We start from the raw sequence: 23,551 nt of genomic DNA, 5'->3' as shown, positions 1-23,551 counted from the left end.
ATCGAAAAAGCCAAGCTCCCAAGGCATCCATCTGGATCCTGGAGAATTGTTTGAATGCACATAGATTAGCGTCTTTGACTGCCTCATACGGGTCCGCAGCAACTCGGCGGTGGCCGAGGAGACTTTTGTGCGGTCCAGTTGTGAATCTTCGACCCAATCTACGTAAGCAGTGAACCCAAGCTCCTCGAAAATTCGCTTCACACCGAGAACGATCTCTGCGTCCTTGAAAGAATGTGACAGAAAAACGTCGAATGACGATCTGGCTGTAGCTGCGGCCGTCTCTTCCTTTAGAACGATCGATGCGGCTCTATGTCCTCGACTGGCATTCGCAACTCTTTTCAGCTCTGCCTCGGTCAGTAGCACTATTCAAATCCCCCCATGATCTGTTCGCAATCTATGAACTTGACGCCCATTCGATTAAGCGACCCTTGTCTTGTGAAAACTGGCACCATGCTCTCCAGCCGGTAGCGCAACCTCCACCTTCTCAAAGACCACGTCGGGTGGCAGGAGTGACCGGCCTTGTCACCCACCTACGCGATCCCGGCACAGCCATGCTCCTCGCTTAGAAGGCTGCGGAGACCAGCAATGTCAAACAGGACAGACGATCTCCTAATCTCGAACAGCAACGAACTTAGGACGTAAAAACGCGATCTCCGAATGTCCGCAGGCGTCGAGGGCCGGGTTGGTCGCCAAGGCCGAGCGGGCCAGCTTGCACTCCCGCTACCCGTCGGCTTGCCAAACCCTCGCTGTAGATTTCGCCCCCTACACGGATGCGCTGACCGCGACTAAGCTCAATCGCCACTGATCGCCAATCCAGGGCGAAAGTTCCCCCCTTGAAGTAGCGGTAGAGGCATTTTTCGGCACTTCGCATCTTAGATATGGACGCCTCCTCAACCAGGCACGATCCGGTTTGGCTTCTCGCCGTAACCGTGCTGGGCAAGTGCGTCCGATGGCTGCTTCGATCCTCTCCTGGAATAGATCGGTTCCAGATTGCTCAAGCGCATCGTCCTTGCTCGCGATCAACTGGCGGATAGCGCTCGGCCACCTTTTTCCAGCAATTAGTATACCGCAAATGTCCCTTGAGTTTCGTCGGAATGGGTGCCTTTTGCCGACGAATCTACGGGATCCGTGCCAAACGCCGTTGAAACTTAGCTTTTGGGTTACCGTTGCCTCAGGGCGGACAAAGGTATCGGTGAATTGGACTTCACTGGTTTCGTGACGACAAGGCTATAGTATTGATCAATCCCCAAGCCTGCCTGCAGCAGTCCCTCCATGAAATCCTGATAGGCGGCCATAGAACGAGATGCGACCCGCATCAGATAATCCACGCGCCCCCCAATTGCCCAGCAGTCCAGGATTTCCGGAATGTCTTGGATAGCAGTTTCGAAGTGTCGTTGGTCCTCAAGACGATGACGATCCAGCACGACCTCCACCATCACAAAGATCATGCCGCCGATGAGGGCAGGACTCAGCCGCGCATAAAATCCCTCAATAATCCCCGCGGCCTTGAGTGCTCGGAGCCGCTCCGAACAGGCGGACGCCGAAAGATGAACTCGTTTTGCAAGCTCACTTTTTGAAATCCGACCGTCTGCCTGAATTTCGGAGAGGATCCGCAGGTCCCAACTGTCGAGTTGCACGGGATCGGGTTTCGACTTCATAACCTATGCTCTCAGCGATGACATCGCGTTGTGTGCCGATCAATTCTATCATCAATTGAAACGAGCGAATGTAGCAGTGGAAGGCATCCGTTCCAGGCCCGAGATGTGCCAGAATGGGGTACGAAAATCAGCTGAGGGTGAGCGATCCGCTGAGAAAAGCTGCAGAAGTAATTTGGCTATCGCCCCAACGCCCAACGGGGCAATGGTGCAGCTGGAGAGAATAGTCGGCGGCGGCGGAGACCATGATAAATAGATAACCGATTTTCTTGAATCTCGCTGCCGTACTTGATAGACGCGCGACTGCATTCGACCCTCGATCGCATGGACGGCATACTCAATGCAGTATTCACTCGCACATTCAACTATTAGGGTGAATTGAAGGCCTTGCTTGGCCGGCTCGCCGAGGCGCAGGGCACCGCAAATGCCGCTCGTCTTATGGCTTGCCCGATAATTTGGCGCTCGGGTCTGGCCGAAATCGCCCAACCGGAAAGACTCAAACACCGATGTTGCGTGCGATGCTGTCGGCTGCCATACGCTTACGCCACTCAAGAGGCCCGGAATTGTGAATGGAGTTTCCCTCAACATCGACAGCCATGACGACGGGCATGTCCTGCACATCGAATTCATAGATGGCTTCCATGCCCAGGTCTTCAAAGGCGACAATCCGCGCCGCCTTAATCGACTTTGAAATCAGGTACGCAGCGCCACCCACTGCAGCAAGGTATGGCGTTCTGTGTCTTACAATCGACGCGATGGCCGCCGGTCCCCTCTCCGCTTTGCCCACCATCGCGAAAAGGCCGGTTTCGGCGAGCACCTTGTCCGTAAAATCGTCCAAGCGGCTGGAGGTTGTTGGACCGGCGGGTCCAACGACTTCATTCCTCACTGCCCGGACGGGACCGACGTAGTAGATCACGCGGCCCCTCAGATCGACTGGGAGCGGCTTGCCGGCATCAATCAGTTCGACCATTCGTTTGTGGGCAGCGTCACGGCCCGTCAGCATCTTTCCAGAAAGCAGGAGCGTTTCACCGCAGCGCCACGATGCCGTCTCTTCCTTCGTAAGCGTATCTAAATTGACCCGCCGGACGCCGGCTGGGTTCAATTCGTCGGCTCCGATGTCGGGCCATTCGCGCAAATCGGGCGGCTGGAGGCTGATGGGTCCAGAGCCGTCCAAAGTAAACTTCAGGTGCCGGTTGGCGGCGCATTGCGGGATGAGCGCCACAGGCTTGGACGCTGCATGAGTAGGATAGGTCGCAACCTTGACGTCAACGACTGTCGTCAGACCACCAAGGCCTTGGGCGCCGATACCAAGCGCGTTGATCCGCTCATAAAGCTCAATCCGCAGCCCCTCTTCTGCGCTTGACGCCCCCCTTGCGATCAGTTCCGCCATATCTATGGGCTCGTTCATGGCCTCCTTGGCCAGCAGCATCGCCTTTTCAGCGCTACCACCGATGCCGACAGAGATCAGTCCAGGTGGACACCACCCGCTGCCAAGGGTCGAAACGGTATTGACCACCCAGTCGGAAACGGAGGCGGTGGGATTGAGGGTGGTAAAACGTGCCTTGTTCTCCGACCCGCCGCCTTTCGCGGCGATGGTGATCTCAATCTGGTTACCTTGCACCAGGTCGACATGGACAACTGCCGGTGTGTTGTCGCGGGTGTTGACCCGTCTAGCGAGGGGATCCGCAACGATCGATGCCCGAAGGGGATTGTCCGGATCGAGATAGGCTTGACGTACGCCCTCATTCACAAGATCCGCGAAACTGGCTGTTGACTTAATGCGGGCATCCATGCCGACCTTTGCGAAGACAACCACAAGTCCGGTGTCCTGACAAATCGGGCGCCGCCCAAAGGCCGCCATGCGGGAGTTCAGCAGAATCTGACCTATGGCATTCTTCGCCGACGGGCTCTGTTCTCGCGTGTATGCGTGAGAAAGAGACCGGATATAATCTGGAGGATGATAGTACGAGATGTACTGAAGGGCGTCGGCGACGCTCCTTGTGATGTCGCTACCGGCCATGGTCCGTGTTCTGTTTCCCACCGGATTTTATCCAAATGAACCGAGGCCATTGACCATTTTCAGAATCTGGAAGCTTCGCACCCCCTGCTCGCCGCCTTCATATCCATAGCCGCTTTGTTTGACTCCTCCATAAGGGGCATCAGCGGAAACCCCTTTCAGGTAATTCACACTAACAGCGCCCGCAGAAAGACCGCCCACAAGCCTCTGTTGCGTATCGGCCGCGCCAGTAAACAAGTAGGCGGCCAGACCGTACTCCGTGGCGTTGGCTTCATCGATCGCCTCTTCGATCGTATCGAAAGGAGCCACGGTGAGAATTGGTCCGAACGGCTCTTCATGAAGCACTCTCGCTTCCTTCGGTACGCCAGTCAGGATGGTTGGCGGCCAGTAAAACCCCGGTCGGTCAAGGGGGATGCCACCGGTCTCGATTTGGGCGCCGCCCTCTACCGCATCTTTGGTCAGGCGTTGCATGGCCTCGATTCGCCGCGCGTTTGCCATGGGACCCATCTGCGTTGCAGGGTCATCCGGTGGACCGATCCTGATTTTTCGGACCGCCTCCGTCATCCGGAACAGGAATTCCTCATAGCGGGATCGGGCGACAAGAATCCTGCTGGGCGCATTACAACTCTGGCCCGCGCACTCGAATTTGTATTCCGAAATAGCCGGTATCGCCGTTGCCAGGTCGGCATCTTCGCACACAATAACCGGGGAATGTCCACCGAGCTCAAGGATGCAGCGCTGCAGATTATTCGCGGCCAGTGTGGCCAGCTGTTTCCCAACAGCGGTCGACCCCGTGAACGTCAAGACTTTGACAATTGGCGAACTGAGCAGATGCCGTGATATATGCACAGGAACACCGAACACCAGGTTGACCACGCCTTCCGGTATCCCTGCTTGACGCAAAGATTCCACGACATGGACAGCCACGCTTGGCGTCTCTTCGGCCCCTTTGAGGATCACCGGGCAGCCTGCCGCCAGCGCGGGGGCGAGCTTGCGGGCGATGAGAACGGCTGGATAGTTCCACGGCGTAAAGGCAGCGACGACACCGAGGGCCTCCGGGACGATCATCCTGTTCGGACCCAACGGAATCGGGGTCGACAACTCATCGGCATGCCGGCCATTCCATTCCAGCGTTTCGACTGCGCGCGCGTACTCTCCTGTTGCTTCGGCAATCGTCTTTCCCTGTTCGGACGACAGGTCCCTGGCTGCGGCGCCAGCTTTCTCAGCCAGATTGCTGGCGGCAGAGACGAGGATCTCGCCACGCTCTTTGGCGGGGCGTGAGGACCACGCCTTGCGGCTGCGTTCTGCCGAAGCAAGAGCTTCATCCAAGTCTGGAACCGTAGCCGAGGCCACTGAGGCAAATACCTTCTCCGTCGCCGGGTTGATCACCGGCAAAGTGGCTCGGCTACCACCGGCTCGCCATTTGCCATTAATGAAGAGCTCGTAGCTCCTGGCGTGGGACATCGCGGGCTCCACTTGTGATTCTGGCCATGCGAGCGCCGTTTCAATTTTCGAAGCCGCTGAGCTCGCTTGAGCCAGTTTCATCGCGATGGTCGCAGCGGGTCAAATATCGATTAGTGCCTAAATCCATCTGGAATCCAGATCGATCTGTTCCGACAGGAAGGAAGTCATGCCGTTGTTTACAGATCGATGGTTCTCAGGTCGCGTCAGGAGCCGATGCTACCCAGCCCCGGCTCTCAATCAATTCTCTGGCGACCTTCGGAATGAGCTTGCGGACCGCAGAAACGGCCGCAGAACGCTCATCTTTGGGATTTACAGCAAGCACCACGGAGCGGGTAATTACCGGATCGACTATCTTGACCGTCCGGACCAGCCCTTGAGAGGCTTCTTTCTGAACGGCAGACGGGGCGAGAATAGAATGCGCTTTTCCCTCTACGACCATGTTGATGATCGTTGAGAGCGAGTCCACTTCAAACTTGACGTCCATCGCGCAACCGTGTTGTGCGACGACATCAGCCACCGAACGCCTGACATTGTTGTTGCGCATGGGAACCGCCAGGGGGAATGCATGCAGGTCGGCCAGAGATATCGCATCTTCAAACGGTGGCTCGCCGGACGGAACCACCAGACAAAGGTCTTCGCGCGCTAGCACAGTCATTCGCCCCACACTGTCCGCAGTGCGGTACAGAACCGCCAGATTGAAGCGTCCAGCCGCCATCCATTCCTCTAGCGGTCCCGTCATACCCTCGACCATCTTGAGGGACACCTTGGGCAGTTCGTGTCTTACCGTCTCAAGCAGCGGACCGCTCAGGACGCGAGCAGCTCCAGACGGAATGCCAATAGTCACCTCCCCGGCGGGGGAAGCGGCTGTGTTGGTCAATTCCACCTCGGTAATTCGAATTTCTTTGAGAATCGCCCGCGCCCGCTCCAGGAGTTTGGCTCCTGACGCCGTCACGCTCACGCCGGTCCTGTCGCGTATCAGCAGCTGAGTGCCGAAGCCTTCCTCCAATTGGCGCACATGCAGACTCAGCGCACTCTGGGCGACATTCAGAAAGCCAGCGGCCTTCGTGAAACTGCCTGCTTCGACCACGCCAACAAAGTATCTTAACTGCCTGATTTCCACGGGTACTCTTCCGAGGGCGGACTGCAATGATGTAATCTATCTCGAAATGTGATGGCGCGACAGCAATAATTGCAGAGCGACATGACGCCTAACTGTCGTGTCATCTCAGTGTGGTTTGACCAAAACCGTAACCTATGTGTCCAGAATGGACCCAACCCGCCGAGGCTTCAACCGGCCAACTCGGCGCCCTGATCCATGGAGATGATTTCTCGGACCCTTCGAATAACCGGTAGATCGACCATCTTCCCGTCCAATGTGAACGCGCCTTTGCCTTGCGCCGTCGCATCTTTTTCGCCGCGAGGACACGACGGGTCCCTCGAGTTCTTGTGCGCTTGGTGAAAAGCCCCATCGATGTTTAAATGGATCGCCTGCGGCCCCACGAAGTTATCATTGTCTAAGAATCGCCGATGCTTCCTATCGAGCCGAGACTGCCGCATGGGGAACAGAACGGAAAGGTTCGGCGTCAAAAGCAGGTCGAGTTCTGGGGCACCGCCAACAGCTGCACTGAAGTCTTCAGTACCAAGCGCCATTGCAACCAGCGGCGCTAACAAGATGGGAAAGGAGGTCATTGCTATTGCCGCTGGCGGACTTCGGCCGGCCACCCCATTTCCTCTTCCGAGAGGTGAATTGTCCAACCAACCCTGCTGACTAATGACGAGCATGATCGTATCGTCAACGTGTCACAGAATTGCTTGCAAGCTCACGGCCTCAGCTGGGCCAACGAACATTGAACTCCGTGGACGAAGCCTGGACCCGTCGTCATCCAAGTCAATCCGCGCCTCGATGAGGGGACAGATCCTCAATTGGTTCAGCTGGCTTGCAGTATTGCACCTAGCAGTCACGGCGAGGACTGGGATTTGCGAAGAAGGCATTCTCGCAGTGCGGCCGTACGGTACCTCATTCCTGGCACACTGGATTAGATCGCTGGCGACATTAAGATCAGGTGTGACCGAGGTGAAATTTTATGTCGAAAACCTGAAGGCAGGGCGTCAGGCAGGGCGATTACAGAGATCCTATCGGACATGTCATCGCAGTTTCATCCACCATTGCTCGACCGAGGCGACACTCATCGTCCCATCAACCTAATCCATTGGTCGATCACGCCGTTCACGACCCTTGGCGAAGAAGGAATCAGCAGCCCCTAGGCTCAATTGGAAAGCGGGGCGGGGTCCATACGTATCTTCGTTTCCGGGCACCTCATGCTAATGAAGCCGCGACAACAGGTTGGTTATGCACCCAGGTGCTGGCCAATCCGGCTTGACTGGAAAGTTTCATACCCAGGCCTGGCACAGGCGAGCGTGATGCCGCTCTCGCTATGTTGGACCGCAGACGCCGCGACGGCGCATCGACTGGCGCTGGCGAAGCCTAGGACGCGCCAGTCAAGGACCTGCAAAGAGCAAGATCACGCCGCGCGTTGCCTTCAACGCCCATTTGAGCAGAAAGCAACAAGCCTCGCGTATAGCGATCGATGACCGCACGAAGCGCCATCCGGGCTATGATCTCAGTCAGCACTGCCCTAAGGGGTCAGAGGAGGGTTCGGTCAGTCAAGACCTCAGACGGCATGGCCAAGGTCAAGCTGCGAGGATGTGCCACCGCGGGCGCGGCATAACTTGGCGGGCTACAATTTGGTTCGCTTGCCCAGGCTGCTGGCAGCGCCGGTAGTCGGCCGCGCCGGACTGGCACCTACGTCTGGTCCATGAACGGTTGCTTTAGCAAAACCGAAGTCCTCGCCAAAACTCTTCGCCGACGTGCGACGACCGCGCCGGTGCTCGTTCCGGGGTCGGCAAGACGAAGACAGGCCTACTCTGGATTTATGCCCGCGATGACTGATTAGGGAGGGAGCGGACCGCCGGGCGTCTTATGTCTATGCGCCGGACCGAAAAGGCCCAGCGTGCGATCGCTCATCTCGCAGGCTCTCTACCGGAACTTGCAGGTCGACGGCTATAGCGGGCCATCGCTTGCTGGCCGACGAAAAGCGGCTTCACGCTCGCCTTCTGCCATGCCGCGCCCGATCGAGGCGCTAAGAAGGATCCGCGAACTCTAAAAGATCGAGGATGACATCCGTAGCCGAGGCCAACGAGGCCTTGCTGCACGCAGGCAAAAAGTGCTCAACCATCACGGCACTGGACCCAGGGCGGCTAGAGAAGCTCGGCCAAATCAGTCAGAAGACCAAGCTCACAGCGGCGATCCCCTACACGCTCTCGCGCTGGGAAGCGCCTCTCGCGCATCCTGGACGAGGCCATATCAAGATCGACAGCAACGTGGTCGAACGCTCAATCATACGCAACTCTTTTTGCAGCTCCGGCGGTGGCGCTGAGCACTGGTCAGTCATCGTGTCGCTGGGTGATCGCCGGGATTGGCCGGATAGCCTGAAGCTAAGGCCGTCGAGCCAGACCCTCTGACCTGCCACTGAACTTTCAACCAGTGGCGATTAGCCTCGGCCGTTTCTGTTATGGCGCGGTTTGAGCAACGGGCGGAGGCGCGAAGCCTTCATTGAGTGCAGCGTCGGAGCCGGTTGCGGCGAGGGTTCCGGCGAAGACCGCCGGGGTCAAATAGCGAGCGAGGAATGCGGCCTCACGGTGTTGAACAACACCAGGAAAGAACACCCACAGGACCGAGGAACGCAAGTTTCTTTATCCGTGGCATCCTTGGGCCGGGCGTTGTGTTCACGTTCATGAGGTGATCGAGAACGCCGACCGGGAGGTTTTCCGCTGCAGTCTCTCCCGCCACGCCTCCGATCGGTGGCTGGAAGTTCCGGCCTGGATGTTTGATCGCGGTCTGCACCGCGTGGCGCATTGCCCTGCCCCACATATCGATCCCAGAACGCTTGGCGTCTTGGTGACACTGCTGCAGGACCCGACGGCCAATTCCCACACCCCATCGCAATTGGAGGATTCGGGCGCAGCATCGGGTCCTCACGAAGCGAACCGGGGAGAGGTCCATACCGCGCCAGCCTACGACATATCAGTTCGATCTTCTCCAACCCGCACGACGCGCAGACCGCGCAGATGCCGCCATTCGCTCGCGCAGCCGCCGTAAGGCGCGAGATGCTGGCGCTGATTCCGGGTGCACACGAAGGCTACGTCGGCTGGGAAAGGCGGAAGCGATCCGCAAGATGGTGAGCGACCACGTGCCCACGAGCCGGCATCACGGGGCGCCCAAGCATGGCGACGCTCTGCTCGCCGACCTTGTCCGCTGCCGGCGCTGCGGCCGCGAGCTGACGGTCCGCTACACGGGAACCAAGCACAACATTCCGCGCTATTCCTGCTGGCGTGGTCTGCTTGACAATGGCGAGCCGCGTTGCATCGCCTTCGGTGGACTCGCGTCGATCGAAGGCGTTCATCCTCTGCCGGACGGTCCATGGGTCTTCAGCCGATCAACGCTTGACGAACCGGCGGCTCAGCGCATCGTTCATCGCGCGCGGCAAAACCCAAAATACCCCATGGGATCGCATCCAGATCAGCAAAACCTATTCACTCAAATGACATAGACAGATGAGTGTTATGAACAGGATTTAGGTCCTGCCTCCATTCGGCAGTGGCACTGCGGGCGTGGTCGAGGCCGAAGAACAGGCCATCGTTCAACAGCTCGTCTCGCATTCGGCCGTTGAGGGAATCGCGTAGCCATTTTGCATCGGCTTGCCCGGCGCGGTGTAGTGCCATTCGCTCCTGTTCAGCCGCTGATAACAGGCCAGTCAGTTGTTGCCCACAAGAATCAGGATCTCGTGGGCGCGCCGCACCACTGGCGGATCTATCATTTTGCCATTCAACGAGAATGCGGACAGTCCACGCGTGGCGGCATCATTTGCCGCCGCGACAACTTTATGGGCCCACTCGAGCTCCTGGGCGCTTGGCGAGAAAGCCTCATTGAATATGGCCACCTGTGTCGGATGGATCGCCAAAGCTCCGGCAAAGCCAAGCCGCCGCGCCCGCACCGCGGCCTCACGAAGTTTATGCGTGTCCGAGAACTCGCCGATGCTTCCTATGAAGCCCAGCGGGAGCAAGCCGGCCGCGCGGGCGGCAAACAGAACAGAAAGGTTCGGCGTCAAAAGAAGGTCGAATCCTGGGGCGCCGCCAACAGCGGCGCTGAAGTCTTCAGGGCCAAGCGCCATTGCGACCATCCTTGGATGCGCCGACGCAATGGCCGCAAGCCTTTGCAAGGCGCCCGGGGTCTCAATCTGGGCAAGGAACCGGATGCCTCCCTGCGGAAGATTTCTTTCACGTTCTAGTTCCGAAACCGCATTCGCGATCTCTATAACCCACTCTGCCGAATCCGTCTTCGGAAGAACCAGTGCGTCAACACCCGCCATCACGGCTGCATCGAGATCGGCCGCCAAGGCGCGCAGACCATGATTCACGCGGACCAAAACAGATGCGCCTTTCCGGCCCACCTCTGCCACGCATTCAGGAAGCTGCTGCCGTGACTCTCCTTTCCGATCCTGGGGCACGGAATCCTCCAGGTCGAGAATGACGCCATCTGCGCCCCGCTCATGGGCCGTCTCTACAAAGCGCGGAACGTGAACAGGAACGAAGAGCAGGGATCTCCAGCGCGGTACAGACATCGCGCCTTCAACGGCCGCAAAGGTGTCCTTGATCATGGAGACGCCTTTGCGGCCGATTTTAGCGCGGGCGCTGCCAGTGAGCTTTCTAGGCGGCCGGTGCGCTGAAATGATCCGAGGTACACAGGCATTTTGTAAACCGCGAGCAGTCTCACCTTACTGAAACGCGCGCTCACGCTGACGCGGCTCTTTCGCGCAAAAGCGCCCGCACCTCCTCGCGGACAGCCTCGGTATGAGAGCCAAGAGCCGGGACTGGGCGAAGCGAGGGGAGCTCCGAGTTGAAAATCGCCGCCGGCGCTATCGTCTCGACGGCTCCATCGGGTGTTCCAACCTGCACCCTGCGAATGTGTGGATGCTTTGAAACATCCACCACTTCGTTCAGTCGGCCATATGCCAGGCCGGCCGCCTCGAGCTCCTGCATCGCATCGTGGCAGGATAGTTCAAAAAACCGCTGTTCAATGATCTCATCAAGTTGCGCACGATGAGCGAGGCGCTCCATATTGTCAGCAAAACCAGGTGCGCGTGTGAGCCCGGACTGCTTCAGGAATTTCTCGCAGAAATTCACCCATTCGCGGTCATTCTGAACCGAAAAGATGACCTCTTTGCCGTCGGCACAGCGATAGGCACCATACGGCGCGAGCGACGGGTGTTTCACGCCTGCGCGTACCGTCTGGTAGCCGCTGTAATCATTTTGCAAAACCGGCACGTTCATCCAGTCGGCGACGGCATCAAACAGTGACACCTGGATGCTGGTCCCTTCGCCGGTGACCTCGCGGTGGTACAGTGCCTGAAGAATGGCGCTGTGCGCTGTCATGCCCGCCGAGATATCGCAAACCGAGACCCCTACACGCGCAGGCCCCTGTTGGTTGCCGGTGATAGCGCATAGACCTGTTTCGGCCTGGACGATCAGATCGTAGGCCTTCAAATGGGAATACGGCCCTGACTCCCCGAAACCAGAAATGTCGCAGGTGATCAGCCGCGGATATCGTCGACGCAGATCAGCGGACGCGAACCCCAGTTTTTCTATGCTGCCCGGCTTTAGATTCTGGATGAAGACATCAGCACTGGCAATGAGCGTGTCGAGGACGGCGCGATCCGCCTCCAACCTCAGGTCTAGACAGACCGACTCCTTACCCCGGTTGAGCCAGACGAAGTACGCGCTCTGCCCCCGCACCAGCTTGTCGTAGTTTCGGGCAAAGTCCCCTTCGGGCCTTTCGACCTTGATCACCCGGGCGCCTGCGTCAGCAAGGCGAGACGATGCGTAGGGAGCTGCAACGGCCTGTTCGACCGCCACAACCGTGATGTCCTTGAGACTGTTTAGCATCAGGGCGCTTCCTACGCGGCTTTCAGGTTTTGTGCCCGACGCCGATCAAGCATGGCGAGCAACCGATTTTGTTCGTTGCCTACAATGGAAAGACCTTCGTCGATGCCCATGCCAGGCTTCGCGAGCATCATGTCCGCCTGTGTTGCCACCGAAATGTGAACCGTCGCTCGCGCGGAGAGATCCGTCTCGCTGCAGCTGCCTCCCACATAGGCGTCCACGTTGTTCTCTTTGCACAGAAGCACCGCACGGGCGCTGTCGGCGATCGAGCCCACGTCCGGCGTCTTGATCTGCACGAGATGGGTCGCCTTAGCCTCCGCAAACAGACGCACATCCTCTAAGGTGTTGCAGCGTTCATCGACAACGATGCGCGCACGTGACGCGCGCGCATTCAGAATGCCGACGATCTGCCCGTAATTTTCGACCTGCGCCGGCGTAGACCCGAAGTCGGCTGGCGATTCGATATTCACCGTGAACTCCGGAACCGCGTCAGCAACCTTACTGATGAAGTCGGCGATGCGCTGGACGTCGAGCCCGATCTCCATACCGATCCAGCCGTACACATCGAAATGCAGCACCGGAGAATAGTCTGGTTGGCCGATTTGCTTGACGCGGTGCGCCACCCATTTGACGAAATCCAGAAAGGTTTCTCCCCCAACGCCGAATTTGCTACGCGAGTTGATGAGGCCATGCGGGATCACATCCACCCCCTTCAGGATCATTTTATCGACATTGATTTCGCGCGCATCACCGCTCTGGCAATAAATTGGGACACGACGATGCGGCATGGATAGGCAAAATTCCGAACAAACCACCTCCGCCATGGTACGACGCGCAGCATGGGCAGCAGCGCTTAAAAGGGCTTGGCTGACCCCATATTCGATGCATAGTGGGAGTCGTTTCCCAGTATGGAGATCGAAGACACTGGAGCAGGCTGTCAAAAAGCTGGACGCATCAATGTTTAAGAGCCGCGGGACAACAACACGTGACGTGAGATCCATGATGGCTCCGACGTCAAACAGGGGGTCACGCCCGCCAGCCCCTGAGTATTGCACTCCCATCATATCGCCCCAGGCGACCATATCGTCTTCCAGGACAAGCCCGACGCTTAAGCAAGCTGCCGGAACACGGATATCACGGAAGCCGGGCGTCAATGGCTCGCCGACGTAAACAAAACCGTCCTGGCCAACCCCTGCCCTAATGGCAGCTTGATCGTCATAAAAGAAGGCGCCGTTGCCGGGCGTGAGAATGACGTCTTTGATCTGCACTGAATTATACTCGAGTTTGGCCAAGCTATGAGCTGCGGCCGGATTTGCGCGCTCTGTCCTAAGTTATGCCCCGTTCGGAATCGGTTTTGCCAATATAAAGCCCCGAACGTGCCCATCTCGTTTTAAGATACGATAAAGTTGTTTTACGGGCGTCAGCGGGGACGGCACCGTCCGCCTCCCCTCTTGGTCGCGGTGCGCCGGATCGTCGCCCCTGCTTCCATAACAGAAGCTAGGCGATCAATCCGTCCGGCCAGCTCCCATCTCGGACCGCCACTTTCAACCATGGTTAGTATAAACCAAGCGATCAAGGATCAAGCAATCTTTTTGGCATGATTTTGGAAGACAGGATCAGCCGCTGATCGATCCGAGGAGCTGGCCTATAAGCTCCAGTCGAGGCCAGTGCCTTCATACCGGAGTTACTACAGCTGGCCAAGGCGCGGCTAATCTGTACCTCTAGTTATGCAGCGGCCGCGCAAGGATGGCTACCCCTTCATTGCGGTCGACATGCGCGCCCGATCCTATGGCTAGGACGATTGATGGCCCAGGCGCTCGGATGTCAATGGACGGAGCGGAAACAGAATCCATAGAGTGTAGGATACCTATAAGATCTCCCGACCTCACTTCATCCAACACAGAGCAGCGAGGTTCGAAGATACCCTGCGCGGGCGATTTCAACTCGTCTGATATCAGCGTCTCAAGGGTCTGACTGGACCTTTTGTTACGGAAAGACACGTCCTCGACTTTTCCTTCGACGAGTCCAAGCATAACGAGCGCGTTGCGAACTCCAGCTTCATAAATCGCTAGAGCTTCTGCGCTAACCGTACCACCGCCGAATTCCGCGCAAACGAATACCTTCCCTAGGCTATGTGCCCAACTGTCGAACATCCCAGCCGTGTCGTCATGTTGCCAGAGCAATGTTACGGGCAGCTTAAATGCCGCTGCCATTGCGAGCGTCTTAGCCATGAGATCCGCATCAGCAATTGGATGCGTGATGACCGCCGGGGGAAAATCCCACGTTGGGCCGAAGCTGTGCAGATCGAAAACGATGTCGGCATTTGGCAACAATACGCGTGAAACCGCATCCGCGATTCGTTCCGTAACAGACCCGTCGGCACGGCCCGGAAACACGCGGTTCAGATTCAAACCATCAAGCGGAGTATTGCGGCTCCATGCTTGAACTGCCAATGGATTAAGCACTGGCAGCACGATGATCCTACCACTGGTTTGCGCTTGTGGCAGCCACTCGATAAGCCGCCGCGCGACTAATGGCCCCTCCATTTCATTGCCATGATTCCCACCGGTGATAAGAAGGCGCGGTCCATCGCCCTTATTAAGACTAAAAACCGGAAGCGAGAACTCTTCATGGTCGGCGCCTCCCGGCACAACGAGGTGTCCTCTGCTCACGCCATGCGCATCGAGATCAAACGTAAGATGTGGTGCTTCGTTCATTGCTTAACCTATTGCGGGTGATCTGGCGACTTTGACCGGGCATATGGTCTTGTACACGGCTATTTTTTTCGCCTGGAACTATGCACACGCGGTCACCACTTCGCCAATATAATGTCCGAGACGGCACCATCGCGTTTTCAGATGACCAGGGCTCGCTCTGCTGACCTGTCCCTTGGTTCGTCACCTTGATCCCGGTGCACTAAGGGAGGAGGAAGGTCAAAGTCGCGGTGGGTAGCCGATTTCAGAAATCGCGCGATCAGCCGGTTGACGTTGGCTAGCTGTTCGTTGTTCAGACGGGCGAAGGATCTGTGCGATCCGGTCAGCGCCGTTGACCTCGAATTCCATCCTGGCGCGCAGCAAGAGGATCGGCAGGTCTGAGCTTGCTGGCGAGCAAGGCCGGCCGATCCCAGACATAGTCCGAATCCTTGATCCGCATGTGCCAGATGATAATTGCAAGAGCTTTACTGGTTTCCGTTTTGGACCAGGTGGCCATTTTATCCGCCCGTTGAAGCCCCGAACAGATGCTTGTCGCCAGTCCGTAGGAATAGGTCGGACGCATCATCAGGAAGTGGATCTGCCACGCCAGTTAGGCAGCGGCTTCCTGTAATGTTCGCTGCATGCTCGGTCGAGAACGCCACCAGACGGCATAGAGGACAAGCATCCAGATTAAAGGCAGAAGCATCAAAAGAGAAGCGACTGCAGCAATCGTCGGGTCGATTTGGTGGCGGATATTCTCCAGCATCTTCAAGGGCAACGTCCGCACCGACAGACCGCCGACCAAAGACGTTATGACCGCTTCATCGAATGACTGGAGGAATGCGAACATGGCGCCGCCGATCACTCCCGGCCTGATTAACGGCAGTGTTACGCGAAAAAACGTTTGCAGTGGTCCGGCACGCATACTCTTGGCCGCCTGCTCTAACGTCCGATCGAAGTTGGCCAACGTCGCAGAAACGATCACCACCACAATTCCAACAGCGCCGATACTGTGAGCGAGGGCGATACCACCCTTTGTGCCGATTAGACCAATCTGGATGAGACCCAGATAAGTCGCGATACCGACCACGATAACTGGAAAGGTGATAGGCGTGATTATGATCATTGTCAGCACGCCGCGAAGTCTTGCGCTTATTCGGCTCAATCCGAAAGCAGCAAGTGTTCCCAATAGAGTAGAAATAACAGCTACCTCGACACCAATCTCGACGCTGGTCCAAGCTGCTCCGCTCCAAGATGCATCGCCGAAAAACGAGCGATACCATTGAAGCGACAGGCCCGAAGGCGGAAATTGCAAAAATGCCCCGGAACTGAACGACATGATGACAACGATTATCCCTGGGAATAAAAGAAAGGCCATCACCAAAACGATAAAAACGATCGCGACGACTTTAGGCCATCGCCTTTCCGCCCCAGGCACGTAGCGCCGTCCCGTCCACCGTTTGACACGATAGGGACGCAGAATTTCGCTGAAGTTTCGTTTGATAACAAGAACAATGGGTAGTCGGGACATCGAGCCCTTCGGAGCTCGAGTTTGGCTTTGCTCTTGTTTGCCGGAGAGGTCAAGCCCGACCATGGAAAGCACCACAATGGCAAACCCGAGAAGGATGAAGGACGCAGCGGCAATGCGCGGAATATCGAACGAGCTATTCACCTCGGCCGCAATGAAGGTTGAAAGCATGGCATCGCGCAATCCCCCAAGTGCCGCCGGCGTGATATAGAATCCTAGGCAGAACACAAAAACTAGGAGCGAGCCACTCCGTGCGCCTGGAATGCTAAGGGGGAGAAATACACGCCTGAAAGCGGTGAAAGGTCCCGCTCCCATACTGCGTGCAGCAGCCATCAAGGACCGATCGATCCCCATCATCGCACTAACCAAGGGAAGTATCATCATCGGCAGCATGATGTGGACCATGCCAATATAGACCGCGGTTCGGTTATAGATGAGTTGCAGAGGTCGATCGATCAATCCGACGTCCAGCAAGATGTTGTTGATGACCCCGCGATCCCCAAGAATAACAATCCATGCGTAGGTACGCGCCAGCCCACTGGTCAAATAGGGGATGATCACGAGAGCGATGAGCGTCATGCGCAGAGTCTTGGATGCCGTGACGATCAGATACGCGGTTGGATAGCCTACGATTAAGCAGATGGCAGTTGCGACCAGACTTATTTCTATCGTTTGAAAGAGCACCCGCACATTAGCTGGCTGGGCGAAAAACGCTCCGTAGTATTGGAACGAGAAATCGGGGGCATTGACACTGCTTAGGAAAAGCAAGGTTATAGGGGCACCGAAAACCACAAGCAAAAGCGCGAACGCGGGCGCGGTTAACCCAAGTGGCACCTTGGCCATTCTGCGCAAAAGCTTCATGGATATCCCTTATCAATCGCTTATGGCGAAACGAAGCGAATGTCTGACCGCAGCCACGTGAGGCAAACCTCCTCGCCTGGCTGGAAAACAGGTTGGTCTGCCGCGACATGTTCCCGGACGATGAGAACATTGTTGCCAACGCGAACATGGTATTTTCGCAGAGGGCCGGCAAAAATCATATCGTCGACCGCACCGGCAACATATTGCCGCTGGTCCGTTTGAGCCCACTCCGCAGTCTTCGGAAGTACACTGATGCGCTCTGGCCTTATCATCGCAACGGTGCCGATTTGCGGCGCGTTGCCCCCTCTGGCCAGCAACAAGGCATCCTCGAGAATGTTCGCCTCACCCAGAAATTTAGCGACAAAGCACGATGATGGCCGATCATAGAGGGCCTCTGGTGTATCGATTTGCTCGACACGTCCTGCGCGCATTACAACAATCCGGTCTGACAGAGTAAGCGCCTCCTCCTGGTCATGCGTAACGCACACCGTCGTGATACCGAACTCCTTGTGCAAGCTCTTCATCTCGATCTGCATCTGCTCACGCAGGTTACGGTCGAGTGCGCCAAGCGGTTCATCAAGTAATAGGAAGGGTGGATCGGCAATCAGCGCGCGGGCTAGCGCCACGCGCTGCTGCTGACCGCCACTCAATTGGGATGGCATGCGACCGCCGAATTCCCCTAGATGCACGCGCTCAAGCATACGGGCTACCCGAACCTTCCTCTGATCGGGAGCCATGCCCCGCATTTCGAGAGGGAATTCCAGGTTTCGAGCCACTGTGAGATGCGGGAACAGCGCATAGCTCTGGAACACAATTCCTTGATCGCGCCGGTAGGACGGGACCGAAGCCACTGAATGGCCGGCGATCATAATATCACCCGAACTCGGGGCCTCAAAGCCGGCCAAGAGCATCAGGGTAGTGGTCTTACCCGAGCCGCTCGGGCCGAGAATCGTCAAGAACTCGCCGCGACGCACGGTCAGCGACAGATCCCTGACCGCCGGAACACTCCCGTACATCTTGGTAACACTGCTGAACTGAATTTGTGGCACCGATTGGTTCACATCTGCAGCGTCAACTTCCGAACGGGGGGCGGTATTCATTGCGTGCATGTTCACTGTGGCTCCTCCACCATCGCTGGCGTGCATTAGCAGGCATTTGCCGTACCTTCTGCCGTCGTACCCGATGCCGTGAGCGGAGAGGCTAGTGGGCTACCCCGCTCCCCGTCACATTTTCAGCATCAGTTTCGACTTTAGCCCGGTATGGAGTTACCCCGACCGGACTTTCGCACTTCAACCAACCCTACTGCAGGATCCACTCATTCCACCGCTGGATAAGCATCTCAGTGTTGGAAACACCGCTGGGGCCTACCTCATTGTACCATTTGCCGTTGATGGAAACGCTGCTCTTGATGTAATCTGGGTGGGTAGGGAGCTTGCGCGCAACTTTCTCGGGAAGAAGTTTGAACGCATTGCCGTTGCTTGGTCCCTCAGGAAACAATTGGCAAAATGCTGCCTGACGTTCCGCGCGAGTGGCGAATTCGATAAACTTCTGCGCAGCCTTCGCGTTGGGTGAACCCTTTGGAATGACCCAATAATCCCACTGCAGCTTCGCCTGGTTTCGATTGATCTCCGTCGCGGCGCCCTGATCGATCAACAGTAGAGCTCTTCCGTCATACGATTGAGCGATGTCAACGACCTTATCATGCAACATCTGTTGAATCTCTGATCCGCTGCTCCACCACTTACGGATGTGCGGCTTTATTTTGTCCAAACTGGCAAACACCCGGTCGATATCCATCGGGTAGAGCTTATCGGGAGATACACCGTCCGCTAACAGGGCCTCTTCCCAGGGTCCTTCTGAACCAAACTGGCCGGACACCAAGGTGCGAACGCCGGGAAACTTATCAGCATCCCAGAATTCAGCCCAGTTTGTCGGCCGGGGTTTATCAGCTGGGAATACGTCTGTGCTATATACCATATTATATGAGTAAATCAAATTTGCCACGCCAAACGGTTGCTTGGCAAATTCATAAATTCCGTCTAGCTCTTCTTTCCTGAACAAGGAGTAATCAATTTCTTCAAGAATTCCTTTCTTAGCTGCGACCAAGCCGGACCCTTGCGTAAGCGCCCCGACATCTACCGTGACATTGCCCGATTTTACCATCAACTCGACCTGTCCCATACCCATGTCGTCGGTGATTGGGTTGACCTTGATACCGGTCTCAGCTTCAAATGGCTTAGCGTAAGCCTCAATGTTAGCCTTTCCCCAATCGCCGCCGCCTAGCACTACGTTGATCTGGTTGGGTGTTTGGGCCGCAACGCGGCCCGCAATTGAAGACAGAGCGCCAGCCGCCATGGCGGTCGATGTCGCCTGCAGCAATCGTCGGCGATTTATTTCGTATTTCATGTCGTTACCCTCTTCTTGTGATCTCAGCCTTGATTAGCCAAGGTTGTTTTGCTTGGACAATGTCATGGTGCTAGAGCAGCCTCGGCCAAGTTGACCCAGTATCCAATGCCGTATGGCAGTGCTTCATCGTTAAAGTCGTAGGTTGGATTATGGAGAGCAGCAGTCGATCCATTTCCAAGCAGTATACATGCCCCCGGCCGCGCCTCTAGCATGTACGCGAAGTCCTCTGACCCCAAACTAGGTTTGACTTTGGGGTTCACCGATGAATGGCCGACCAGAGCACGCGCCACCTCTGTTGCCCGACGCGTTTGATCGGGATGATTGACAGTGAGGGGCTCCAGGCGGCGATGCTGAAACTCGACCTTCGCCCCGGAAGCGCGTGCAATATTTTCCGCGCACGCCTCAATCTGTTTTTCAGCGAAGTCGCGCAAAATCGGTGACAGTGTCCTGACTGTTCCGGCAATCTCCGCGCGTTCGGGAATGATGTTGTAAGCTTGTCCGGCGTTCAGCTTTGTGACGGAGATCACCAGGGACTCGGTGGGGTCCGTGTTGCGTGAGACTAGTGTCTGCAAGCCTAAAATGATCTGAGCTGCAACAACGACGGGGTCAATTGTCAGATGGGGAGCGGCCGCGTGACCCCCTCTGCCTTTGACCACAATATCGAACTCGTCGAGCGCGGCAAAAATCGAACCTTCGCAAATGCCGAACGCACCAACCTCCATGCCTGGCCAATTGTGCATGCCAAAGACCTGAGATATCCCGAAACGGTCCATGATCCCCTCCTGGACCATTCTTTGGCCGCCGCGGCCATCTTCCTCGGCAGGTTGGAAGATCAGGGCAACGGACCCTTTGAAGTTCCGGGTCGCGGCGAGGTATTTCGCGGCGCCAAGGAGCATTGCAGTATGCCCGTCGTGACCACACGCGTGCATCTGTCCGGACCTTTTCGACGTCCAAGGTTTGCCTGAAGCTTCGAGTATAGGCAGAGCGTCCATGTCGGCCCGCAACCCGATAGTGGGCCCATCTCCGAGTTGACCTTGGATCAACGCAACCACGCCGGTTTCAGCTATCCTGCACTCGATGTGGTTAATCCCGAAGGAAGCCAGCTTTTCCGCCACAAATGCCGCTGTGTCATTCACCCGATAGTCAAGCTCCGGATTCTCGTGCAGGTACCGGCGCCAAGTCATCGCTTCGATCTCGATCTCCTTGAACCTGTCAACGCCAACCATAGGCACGTTCCCGCATTTGAGTAATTTGGATCAGGCGCCGGTGCGTAATTAATGATCGATGCCACCGGTGTTTTCGTCAAATGCAGTTTGGATATCGTAACCATCTAGAACCGAGATAGCCCCGCGTTCAGGCCTCGGTGTTGGCGCCGGCGACTGCGACCCGATAACAAGCCGTTTGCCCTCAAATGGATAAGCTTCGGCCTTAGAGGACCAGCTGCGAAGTGCTGGCAATCATAAACTCTGGCTCTGCTGGCAACGGCCAATGGCAAAGGTCTGAGTAGGAAGAGCTGTCACCATCGCGACACTCCTCCCCCTCCCACGACCTACTTTCCAGGACTGCATGCGCTTTGCCACTCAATCCGCAAACCGCAGACCCTAGGCGGCGTGGACAAATTCGATGTTAGCAGGGTCGCTTTCCTGCGATCGGGTTGTTAGCATTGGGAATGACACTGGAAGAAGAGAGCGAACGAGCTACGTCGATGCTGATTGGCAAGGTTGTTCGCCGTGTCATGCGCCACCGCGATGGAGAGGTGGTGATCGAGTTTGAGGATGGCAGCCGATTTTTCGCGGATAGCGACAGCCCTCTCGAACTGTCCATCACCTTGGCGGAATAGTATATCCGCCTTACGGAATTTCGGACGTCGATGCGATTGACGTAGCCCAAGAGGATTGATTCAAGGCTGCTTTTTGGAGGCAGGTTTGAGCAGGGGCGATCTCACCGAAGCAGAATGGCGTGTTCTCAAGGGCTTGCTGCCCATCGACCCTGACAAACGCGGCCGAGGTAGACCTCCCAAGCAGAATCGTTCGATCATCAACGGCATTCTCTGGCGGCTCCGCTGCGGCGCTCCATGGCGGGATGTCCCGCCCAAATACGGCAGTTGGAACACCATCTATCGTCGGTTCCGACGCTGGAGCGAGGCCGGGGTCTGGGAGACCGTGGCGGTAATGCTCGCCGAGGTCATGGCGGACAGCGGCCACTACAGCATCGACAGCACCACAGTTCGCGCCCATGTCTCGGCAGCGGGCGGAAAAGGGGGACTCGTGCACCGGACGCCTTCCTTGCGGACAAGGGCTACGATGCCGATACCATTCGCGCCGATCTCGCCGAGCGGAAGATTAAACCCGTCATACCCGGCCGATCAAACCGCCGCGTGAAGATCGAGTATGACCGGGCGCTCTACAAGCAGCGGAACCGAATCGAGCGCATGTTCGGCCACCTCAAAATCAACCGGGCCATTGCCACCCGCTACGATCAATTGGCCAATAGCTTCCTCGGAATGGTCTACCTAGCCACCGCCAGATACTGGCTCAAATTTGTCCACGCCGCCTAGCATCACGCCCGATAAAGTGTTGGCGGGATTTCGCTCAGGAGTTCCGCGCCGCGCTCTGTCACGAGCACGTGTGCGCCGGCACCAAATAGGTAGCCACTTTCGCTGCACAAAATGTTTGGCATGTGCAGGGTCATGCCAGCTCGGAGTGGTTCATTTACATCGGGCTCCAGGCTTAGGTCGCCGCGCTCAGTCCAATTGATGCCAGTTTGGTATCCTGTTCGTTGGCGGAAGACGCCCTTGCGTCCAGATCGCTTCAACACCTCGCCCCCAGCAGCGTGAACGTCCGCCGGCGTAGCACCTGGTCGAATCGAGGAGACAAGGGCCGCAATGACCTCTTCAGCCAAGCCGTGCAAAGATTCGGTTTCGGGATGTTTGCCAAGGACTGCGCATCGAACCATTCCCACTGTATACCCGTGTTTCGAAGCCCCTATCTCCAGAAAGGCAGGTTCGTTGTTGCTGAGAGGATGATGGGTCGCTGGCGCATGGGGCAACTTCACTCGCTCTCCAAACAAAATGGTACCCGGCGCAAGCCCGATATCCCCAGCGGCGTTGCTGGGGTCGTTTGTTACCGCCGCAGCTAGGGCCGCTGCCATTTCGATCTCCGTAATGCCGGGACGAAGCGATTGCTGAAAGGTTCGAATTGCCACGTCAGTGAGTCGAACAGCATCGCGCATACACGCCAACTCAAGTTCTCCTTTCACTGCTGACACTGACGAGACCAGTCGGGTGACGTCAGTAATCTTCAGATCCGGGAGCTGGTCTTGGACTGCGCGCACGTCGGCGGGCGCGAGATTCCAGCAGCCAAGCTCGAAACCGACTCGCTTATTGTCCAGTCCGAGTCGACGCAATACATCGGCGCAGACCCTGCCAAAATCAGGCTGATGTGTATAGGTTTCAATTTCCTCGATGCAGCTATATGAACGTACTGCCTGCTCGTCATATTCTCGGACAACAAATATCGGGACCCGACCCGGCATCAGAATAAGAGGGAAAGGCGCGAAATATCCACCGCTCCCATCGTAGCCGCTGAGATACTTCAAGTGGCCGTGCGCCGTTACTACGATTGCGTCCAAGCCTGCCGTAGCAACCGCATCCAGCACATTGTTTTGCCGGCGCTCATACTCTGATATCGGAAACGGTACACCAGTCAGAGGAATTGCGGAGCGTGTCGTCGCCATATCTCACCTCAATCAGTGTGTCGTGGTTTGGTTGCGCAAAACGCGCGATCGCGTCCATGTTCGAAATTGAACAAAAGCTTCGCCGGCTCATGCGGGGTGACAATCCCCTTTCCTGGCGGCTAGCGTCAAATGCTGTTTTTATATCGGCTGCATCTCGCAGCGAGATGCGCATAGTGCCTTCATCGGCCGCTCA

The 23,551-nt window shown here is 56.9% G+C and carries 20 protein-coding genes and 1 pseudogene; 5 read left to right on the top strand and 16 right to left on the bottom strand.

Annotation, left to right across the window (positions count from 1 at the left end; genetic code table 11):
* Window positions 1-1,160: 1,160 nt before the first annotated feature.
* The 5 genes from LB556_RS23330 to LB556_RS23310 form a co-directional block, all read right to left on the bottom strand.
* Window positions 1,161-1,658, bottom strand: coding sequence for an Lrp/AsnC family transcriptional regulator (locus LB556_RS23330; RefSeq protein ID WP_063169306.1), 498 nt, complete (start codon window positions 1,656-1,658; stop codon window positions 1,161-1,163).
* A gap of 493 nt (window positions 1,659-2,151) precedes the next feature.
* Window positions 2,152-3,675 carry a fumarate hydratase gene (locus LB556_RS23325; RefSeq protein ID WP_063169307.1) on the bottom strand — a complete coding sequence of 508 codons (1,524 nt, stop codon included), beginning with the start codon at window positions 3,673-3,675 and terminating at the stop codon, window positions 2,152-2,154.
* Window positions 3,676-3,702: 27 nt separating this feature from the next.
* Window positions 3,703-5,136 carry an NAD-dependent succinate-semialdehyde dehydrogenase gene (locus LB556_RS23320; RefSeq protein WP_063170369.1) on the bottom strand — a complete coding sequence of 478 codons (1,434 nt, stop codon included), beginning with the start codon at window positions 5,134-5,136 and terminating at the stop codon, window positions 3,703-3,705.
* A gap of 193 nt (window positions 5,137-5,329) precedes the next feature.
* Complete coding sequence (locus LB556_RS23315; protein ID WP_063169308.1) at window positions 5,330-6,256, bottom strand: LysR family transcriptional regulator; 927 nt, start codon at window positions 6,254-6,256, stop codon at window positions 5,330-5,332.
* Between the two features lie 167 nt (window positions 6,257-6,423).
* Window positions 6,424-6,825 (bottom strand): hypothetical protein, encoded by a 402-nt coding sequence (locus LB556_RS23310; RefSeq protein ID WP_063169309.1) that lies wholly within the window; start codon window positions 6,823-6,825, stop codon window positions 6,424-6,426.
* A 1,485-nt stretch (window positions 6,826-8,310) separates the two neighbouring features.
* Between LB556_RS23310 and LB556_RS23305 the strand changes: the two genes are divergently transcribed.
* Together LB556_RS23305 and LB556_RS23295 are read left to right on the top strand one after the other, a co-directional pair.
* Window positions 8,311-8,658: an IS66 family transposase gene (locus LB556_RS23305; RefSeq protein WP_063169310.1), complete on the top strand. Its 348-nt coding sequence runs from the start codon at window positions 8,311-8,313 to the stop codon at window positions 8,656-8,658.
* Window positions 8,659-9,371: 713 nt separating this feature from the next.
* Complete coding sequence (locus LB556_RS23295; protein WP_063169311.1) at window positions 9,372-9,746, top strand: zinc ribbon domain-containing protein; 375 nt, start codon at window positions 9,372-9,374, stop codon at window positions 9,744-9,746.
* A gap of 22 nt (window positions 9,747-9,768) precedes the next feature.
* On the opposite strand, the pseudogene LB556_RS23290 reads toward LB556_RS23295, so the two are convergent.
* The 10 genes and pseudogenes from LB556_RS23290 to LB556_RS23245 form a co-directional block, all read right to left on the bottom strand.
* A pseudogene (locus tag LB556_RS23290) lies at window positions 9,769-9,926 on the bottom strand (integrase core domain-containing protein); the annotation flags it as partial.
* 24 nt (window positions 9,927-9,950) lie between these two features.
* Window positions 9,951-10,853: an HpcH/HpaI aldolase/citrate lyase family protein gene (locus tag LB556_RS23285; protein ID WP_210326668.1), complete on the bottom strand. Its 903-nt coding sequence runs from the start codon at window positions 10,851-10,853 to the stop codon at window positions 9,951-9,953.
* A 133-nt stretch (window positions 10,854-10,986) separates the two neighbouring features.
* The gene (locus tag LB556_RS23280) at window positions 10,987-12,138 is read right to left on the bottom strand and encodes a CaiB/BaiF CoA transferase family protein (RefSeq protein ID WP_063169312.1); all 1,152 of its coding nucleotides are present in this window, start codon (window positions 12,136-12,138) and stop codon (window positions 10,987-10,989) included.
* 11 nt (window positions 12,139-12,149) lie between these two features.
* Complete coding sequence (locus LB556_RS23275) at window positions 12,150-13,403, bottom strand: methylaspartate ammonia-lyase (RefSeq protein ID WP_063170371.1); 1,254 nt, start codon at window positions 13,401-13,403, stop codon at window positions 12,150-12,152.
* Between the two features lie 453 nt (window positions 13,404-13,856).
* The gene (locus tag LB556_RS23270) at window positions 13,857-14,852 is read right to left on the bottom strand and encodes a succinylglutamate desuccinylase/aspartoacylase family protein (RefSeq protein ID WP_063169313.1); all 996 of its coding nucleotides are present in this window, start codon (window positions 14,850-14,852) and stop codon (window positions 13,857-13,859) included.
* Window positions 14,853-15,171: 319 nt separating this feature from the next.
* The gene (locus tag LB556_RS23265; protein ID WP_127273917.1) at window positions 15,172-15,414 is read right to left on the bottom strand and encodes a hypothetical protein; all 243 of its coding nucleotides are present in this window, start codon (window positions 15,412-15,414) and stop codon (window positions 15,172-15,174) included.
* Between the two features lie 24 nt (window positions 15,415-15,438).
* Window positions 15,439-17,217, bottom strand: coding sequence for an ABC transporter permease subunit (locus LB556_RS23260; RefSeq protein ID WP_063169314.1), 1,779 nt, complete (start codon window positions 17,215-17,217; stop codon window positions 15,439-15,441).
* A gap of 20 nt (window positions 17,218-17,237) precedes the next feature.
* Window positions 17,238-18,317, bottom strand: a complete 1,080-nt coding sequence (locus LB556_RS23255; RefSeq protein WP_095769045.1) for an ABC transporter ATP-binding protein — start codon at window positions 18,315-18,317, stop codon at window positions 17,238-17,240.
* Window positions 18,318-18,516: 199 nt separating this feature from the next.
* On the bottom strand, window positions 18,517-19,623 hold the full coding sequence (locus LB556_RS23250; protein WP_063169315.1) for an ABC transporter substrate-binding protein: 1,107 nt from the start codon (window positions 19,621-19,623) through the stop codon (window positions 18,517-18,519).
* Window positions 19,624-19,685: 62 nt separating this feature from the next.
* A complete protein-coding gene (locus LB556_RS23245) occupies window positions 19,686-20,849 on the bottom strand; it encodes a M20 aminoacylase family protein (RefSeq protein WP_063169316.1) in 1,164 nt (387 codons plus the stop codon).
* Window positions 20,850-21,292: 443 nt separating this feature from the next.
* Between LB556_RS23245 and LB556_RS23240 the strand changes: the two genes are divergently transcribed.
* From LB556_RS23240 to LB556_RS32045, 3 genes are all read left to right on the top strand, one after another.
* Complete coding sequence (locus LB556_RS23240) at window positions 21,293-21,463, top strand: hypothetical protein (RefSeq protein ID WP_164548526.1); 171 nt, start codon at window positions 21,293-21,295, stop codon at window positions 21,461-21,463.
* Window positions 21,464-21,548: 85 nt separating this feature from the next.
* Complete coding sequence (locus LB556_RS23235; protein ID WP_063170374.1) at window positions 21,549-22,004, top strand: IS5 family transposase; 456 nt, start codon at window positions 21,549-21,551, stop codon at window positions 22,002-22,004.
* On the top strand, window positions 21,938-22,180 hold the full coding sequence (locus LB556_RS32045) for an IS5/IS1182 family transposase (RefSeq protein ID WP_063170373.1): 243 nt from the start codon (window positions 21,938-21,940) through the stop codon (window positions 22,178-22,180). Before LB556_RS23235 ends, LB556_RS32045 begins: the two co-directional genes overlap by 67 nt.
* Window positions 22,181-22,182: 2 nt before the next feature.
* On the opposite strand, the gene LB556_RS23230 is transcribed toward LB556_RS32045, so the two are convergent.
* Window positions 22,183-23,358, bottom strand: coding sequence for a M24 family metallopeptidase (locus LB556_RS23230; RefSeq protein ID WP_063169317.1), 1,176 nt, complete (start codon window positions 23,356-23,358; stop codon window positions 22,183-22,185).
* Window positions 23,359-23,551: the final 193 nt, after the last annotated feature.

This window comes from Mesorhizobium sp. ES1-4 (genome assembly GCF_020164745.1).
In the GTDB taxonomy this organism is placed as follows: Bacteria; Pseudomonadota; Alphaproteobacteria; order Rhizobiales; family Rhizobiaceae; genus Mesorhizobium.
This window is presented reverse-complemented; position numbering and strand designations above follow the sequence as displayed.

Coding starts and splice junctions, on each gene's coding strand:
- LB556_RS23330 (WP_063169306.1), bottom strand. CDS start 1,658: ATGAAGTCGAAACCCGATCCCGTGCAACTCGACAGTTGGGACCTGCGG.
- LB556_RS23325 (WP_063169307.1), bottom strand. CDS start 3,675: ATGGCCGGTAGCGACATCACAAGGAGCGTCGCCGACGCCCTTCAGTAC.
- LB556_RS23320 (WP_063170369.1), bottom strand. CDS start 5,136: ATGTCCCACGCCAGGAGCTACGAGCTCTTCATTAATGGCAAATGGCGA.
- LB556_RS23310 (WP_063169309.1), bottom strand. CDS start 6,825: ATGACCTCCTTTCCCATCTTGTTAGCGCCGCTGGTTGCAATGGCGCTT.
- LB556_RS23305 (WP_063169310.1), top strand. CDS start 8,311: ATGACATCCGTAGCCGAGGCCAACGAGGCCTTGCTGCACGCAGGCAAA.
- LB556_RS23295 (WP_063169311.1), top strand. CDS start 9,372: ATGGTGAGCGACCACGTGCCCACGAGCCGGCATCACGGGGCGCCCAAG.
- LB556_RS23285 (WP_210326668.1), bottom strand. CDS start 10,853: ATGATCAAGGACACCTTTGCGGCCGTTGAAGGCGCGATGTCTGTACCG.
- LB556_RS23280 (WP_063169312.1), bottom strand. CDS start 12,138: ATGCTAAACAGTCTCAAGGACATCACGGTTGTGGCGGTCGAACAGGCC.
- LB556_RS23270 (WP_063169313.1), bottom strand. CDS start 14,852: ATGAACGAAGCACCACATCTTACGTTTGATCTCGATGCGCATGGCGTG.
- LB556_RS23265 (WP_127273917.1), bottom strand. CDS start 15,414: ATGATGCGTCCGACCTATTCCTACGGACTGGCGACAAGCATCTGTTCG.
- LB556_RS23260 (WP_063169314.1), bottom strand. CDS start 17,217: ATGAAGCTTTTGCGCAGAATGGCCAAGGTGCCACTTGGGTTAACCGCG.
- LB556_RS23255 (WP_095769045.1), bottom strand. CDS start 18,317: ATGAATACCGCCCCCCGTTCGGAAGTTGACGCTGCAGATGTGAACCAA.
- LB556_RS23250 (WP_063169315.1), bottom strand. CDS start 19,623: ATGAAATACGAAATAAATCGCCGACGATTGCTGCAGGCGACATCGACC.
- LB556_RS23245 (WP_063169316.1), bottom strand. CDS start 20,849: ATGGTTGGCGTTGACAGGTTCAAGGAGATCGAGATCGAAGCGATGACT.
- LB556_RS23240 (WP_164548526.1), top strand. CDS start 21,293: ATGACACTGGAAGAAGAGAGCGAACGAGCTACGTCGATGCTGATTGGC.
- LB556_RS23230 (WP_063169317.1), bottom strand. CDS start 23,358: ATGGCGACGACACGCTCCGCAATTCCTCTGACTGGTGTACCGTTTCCG.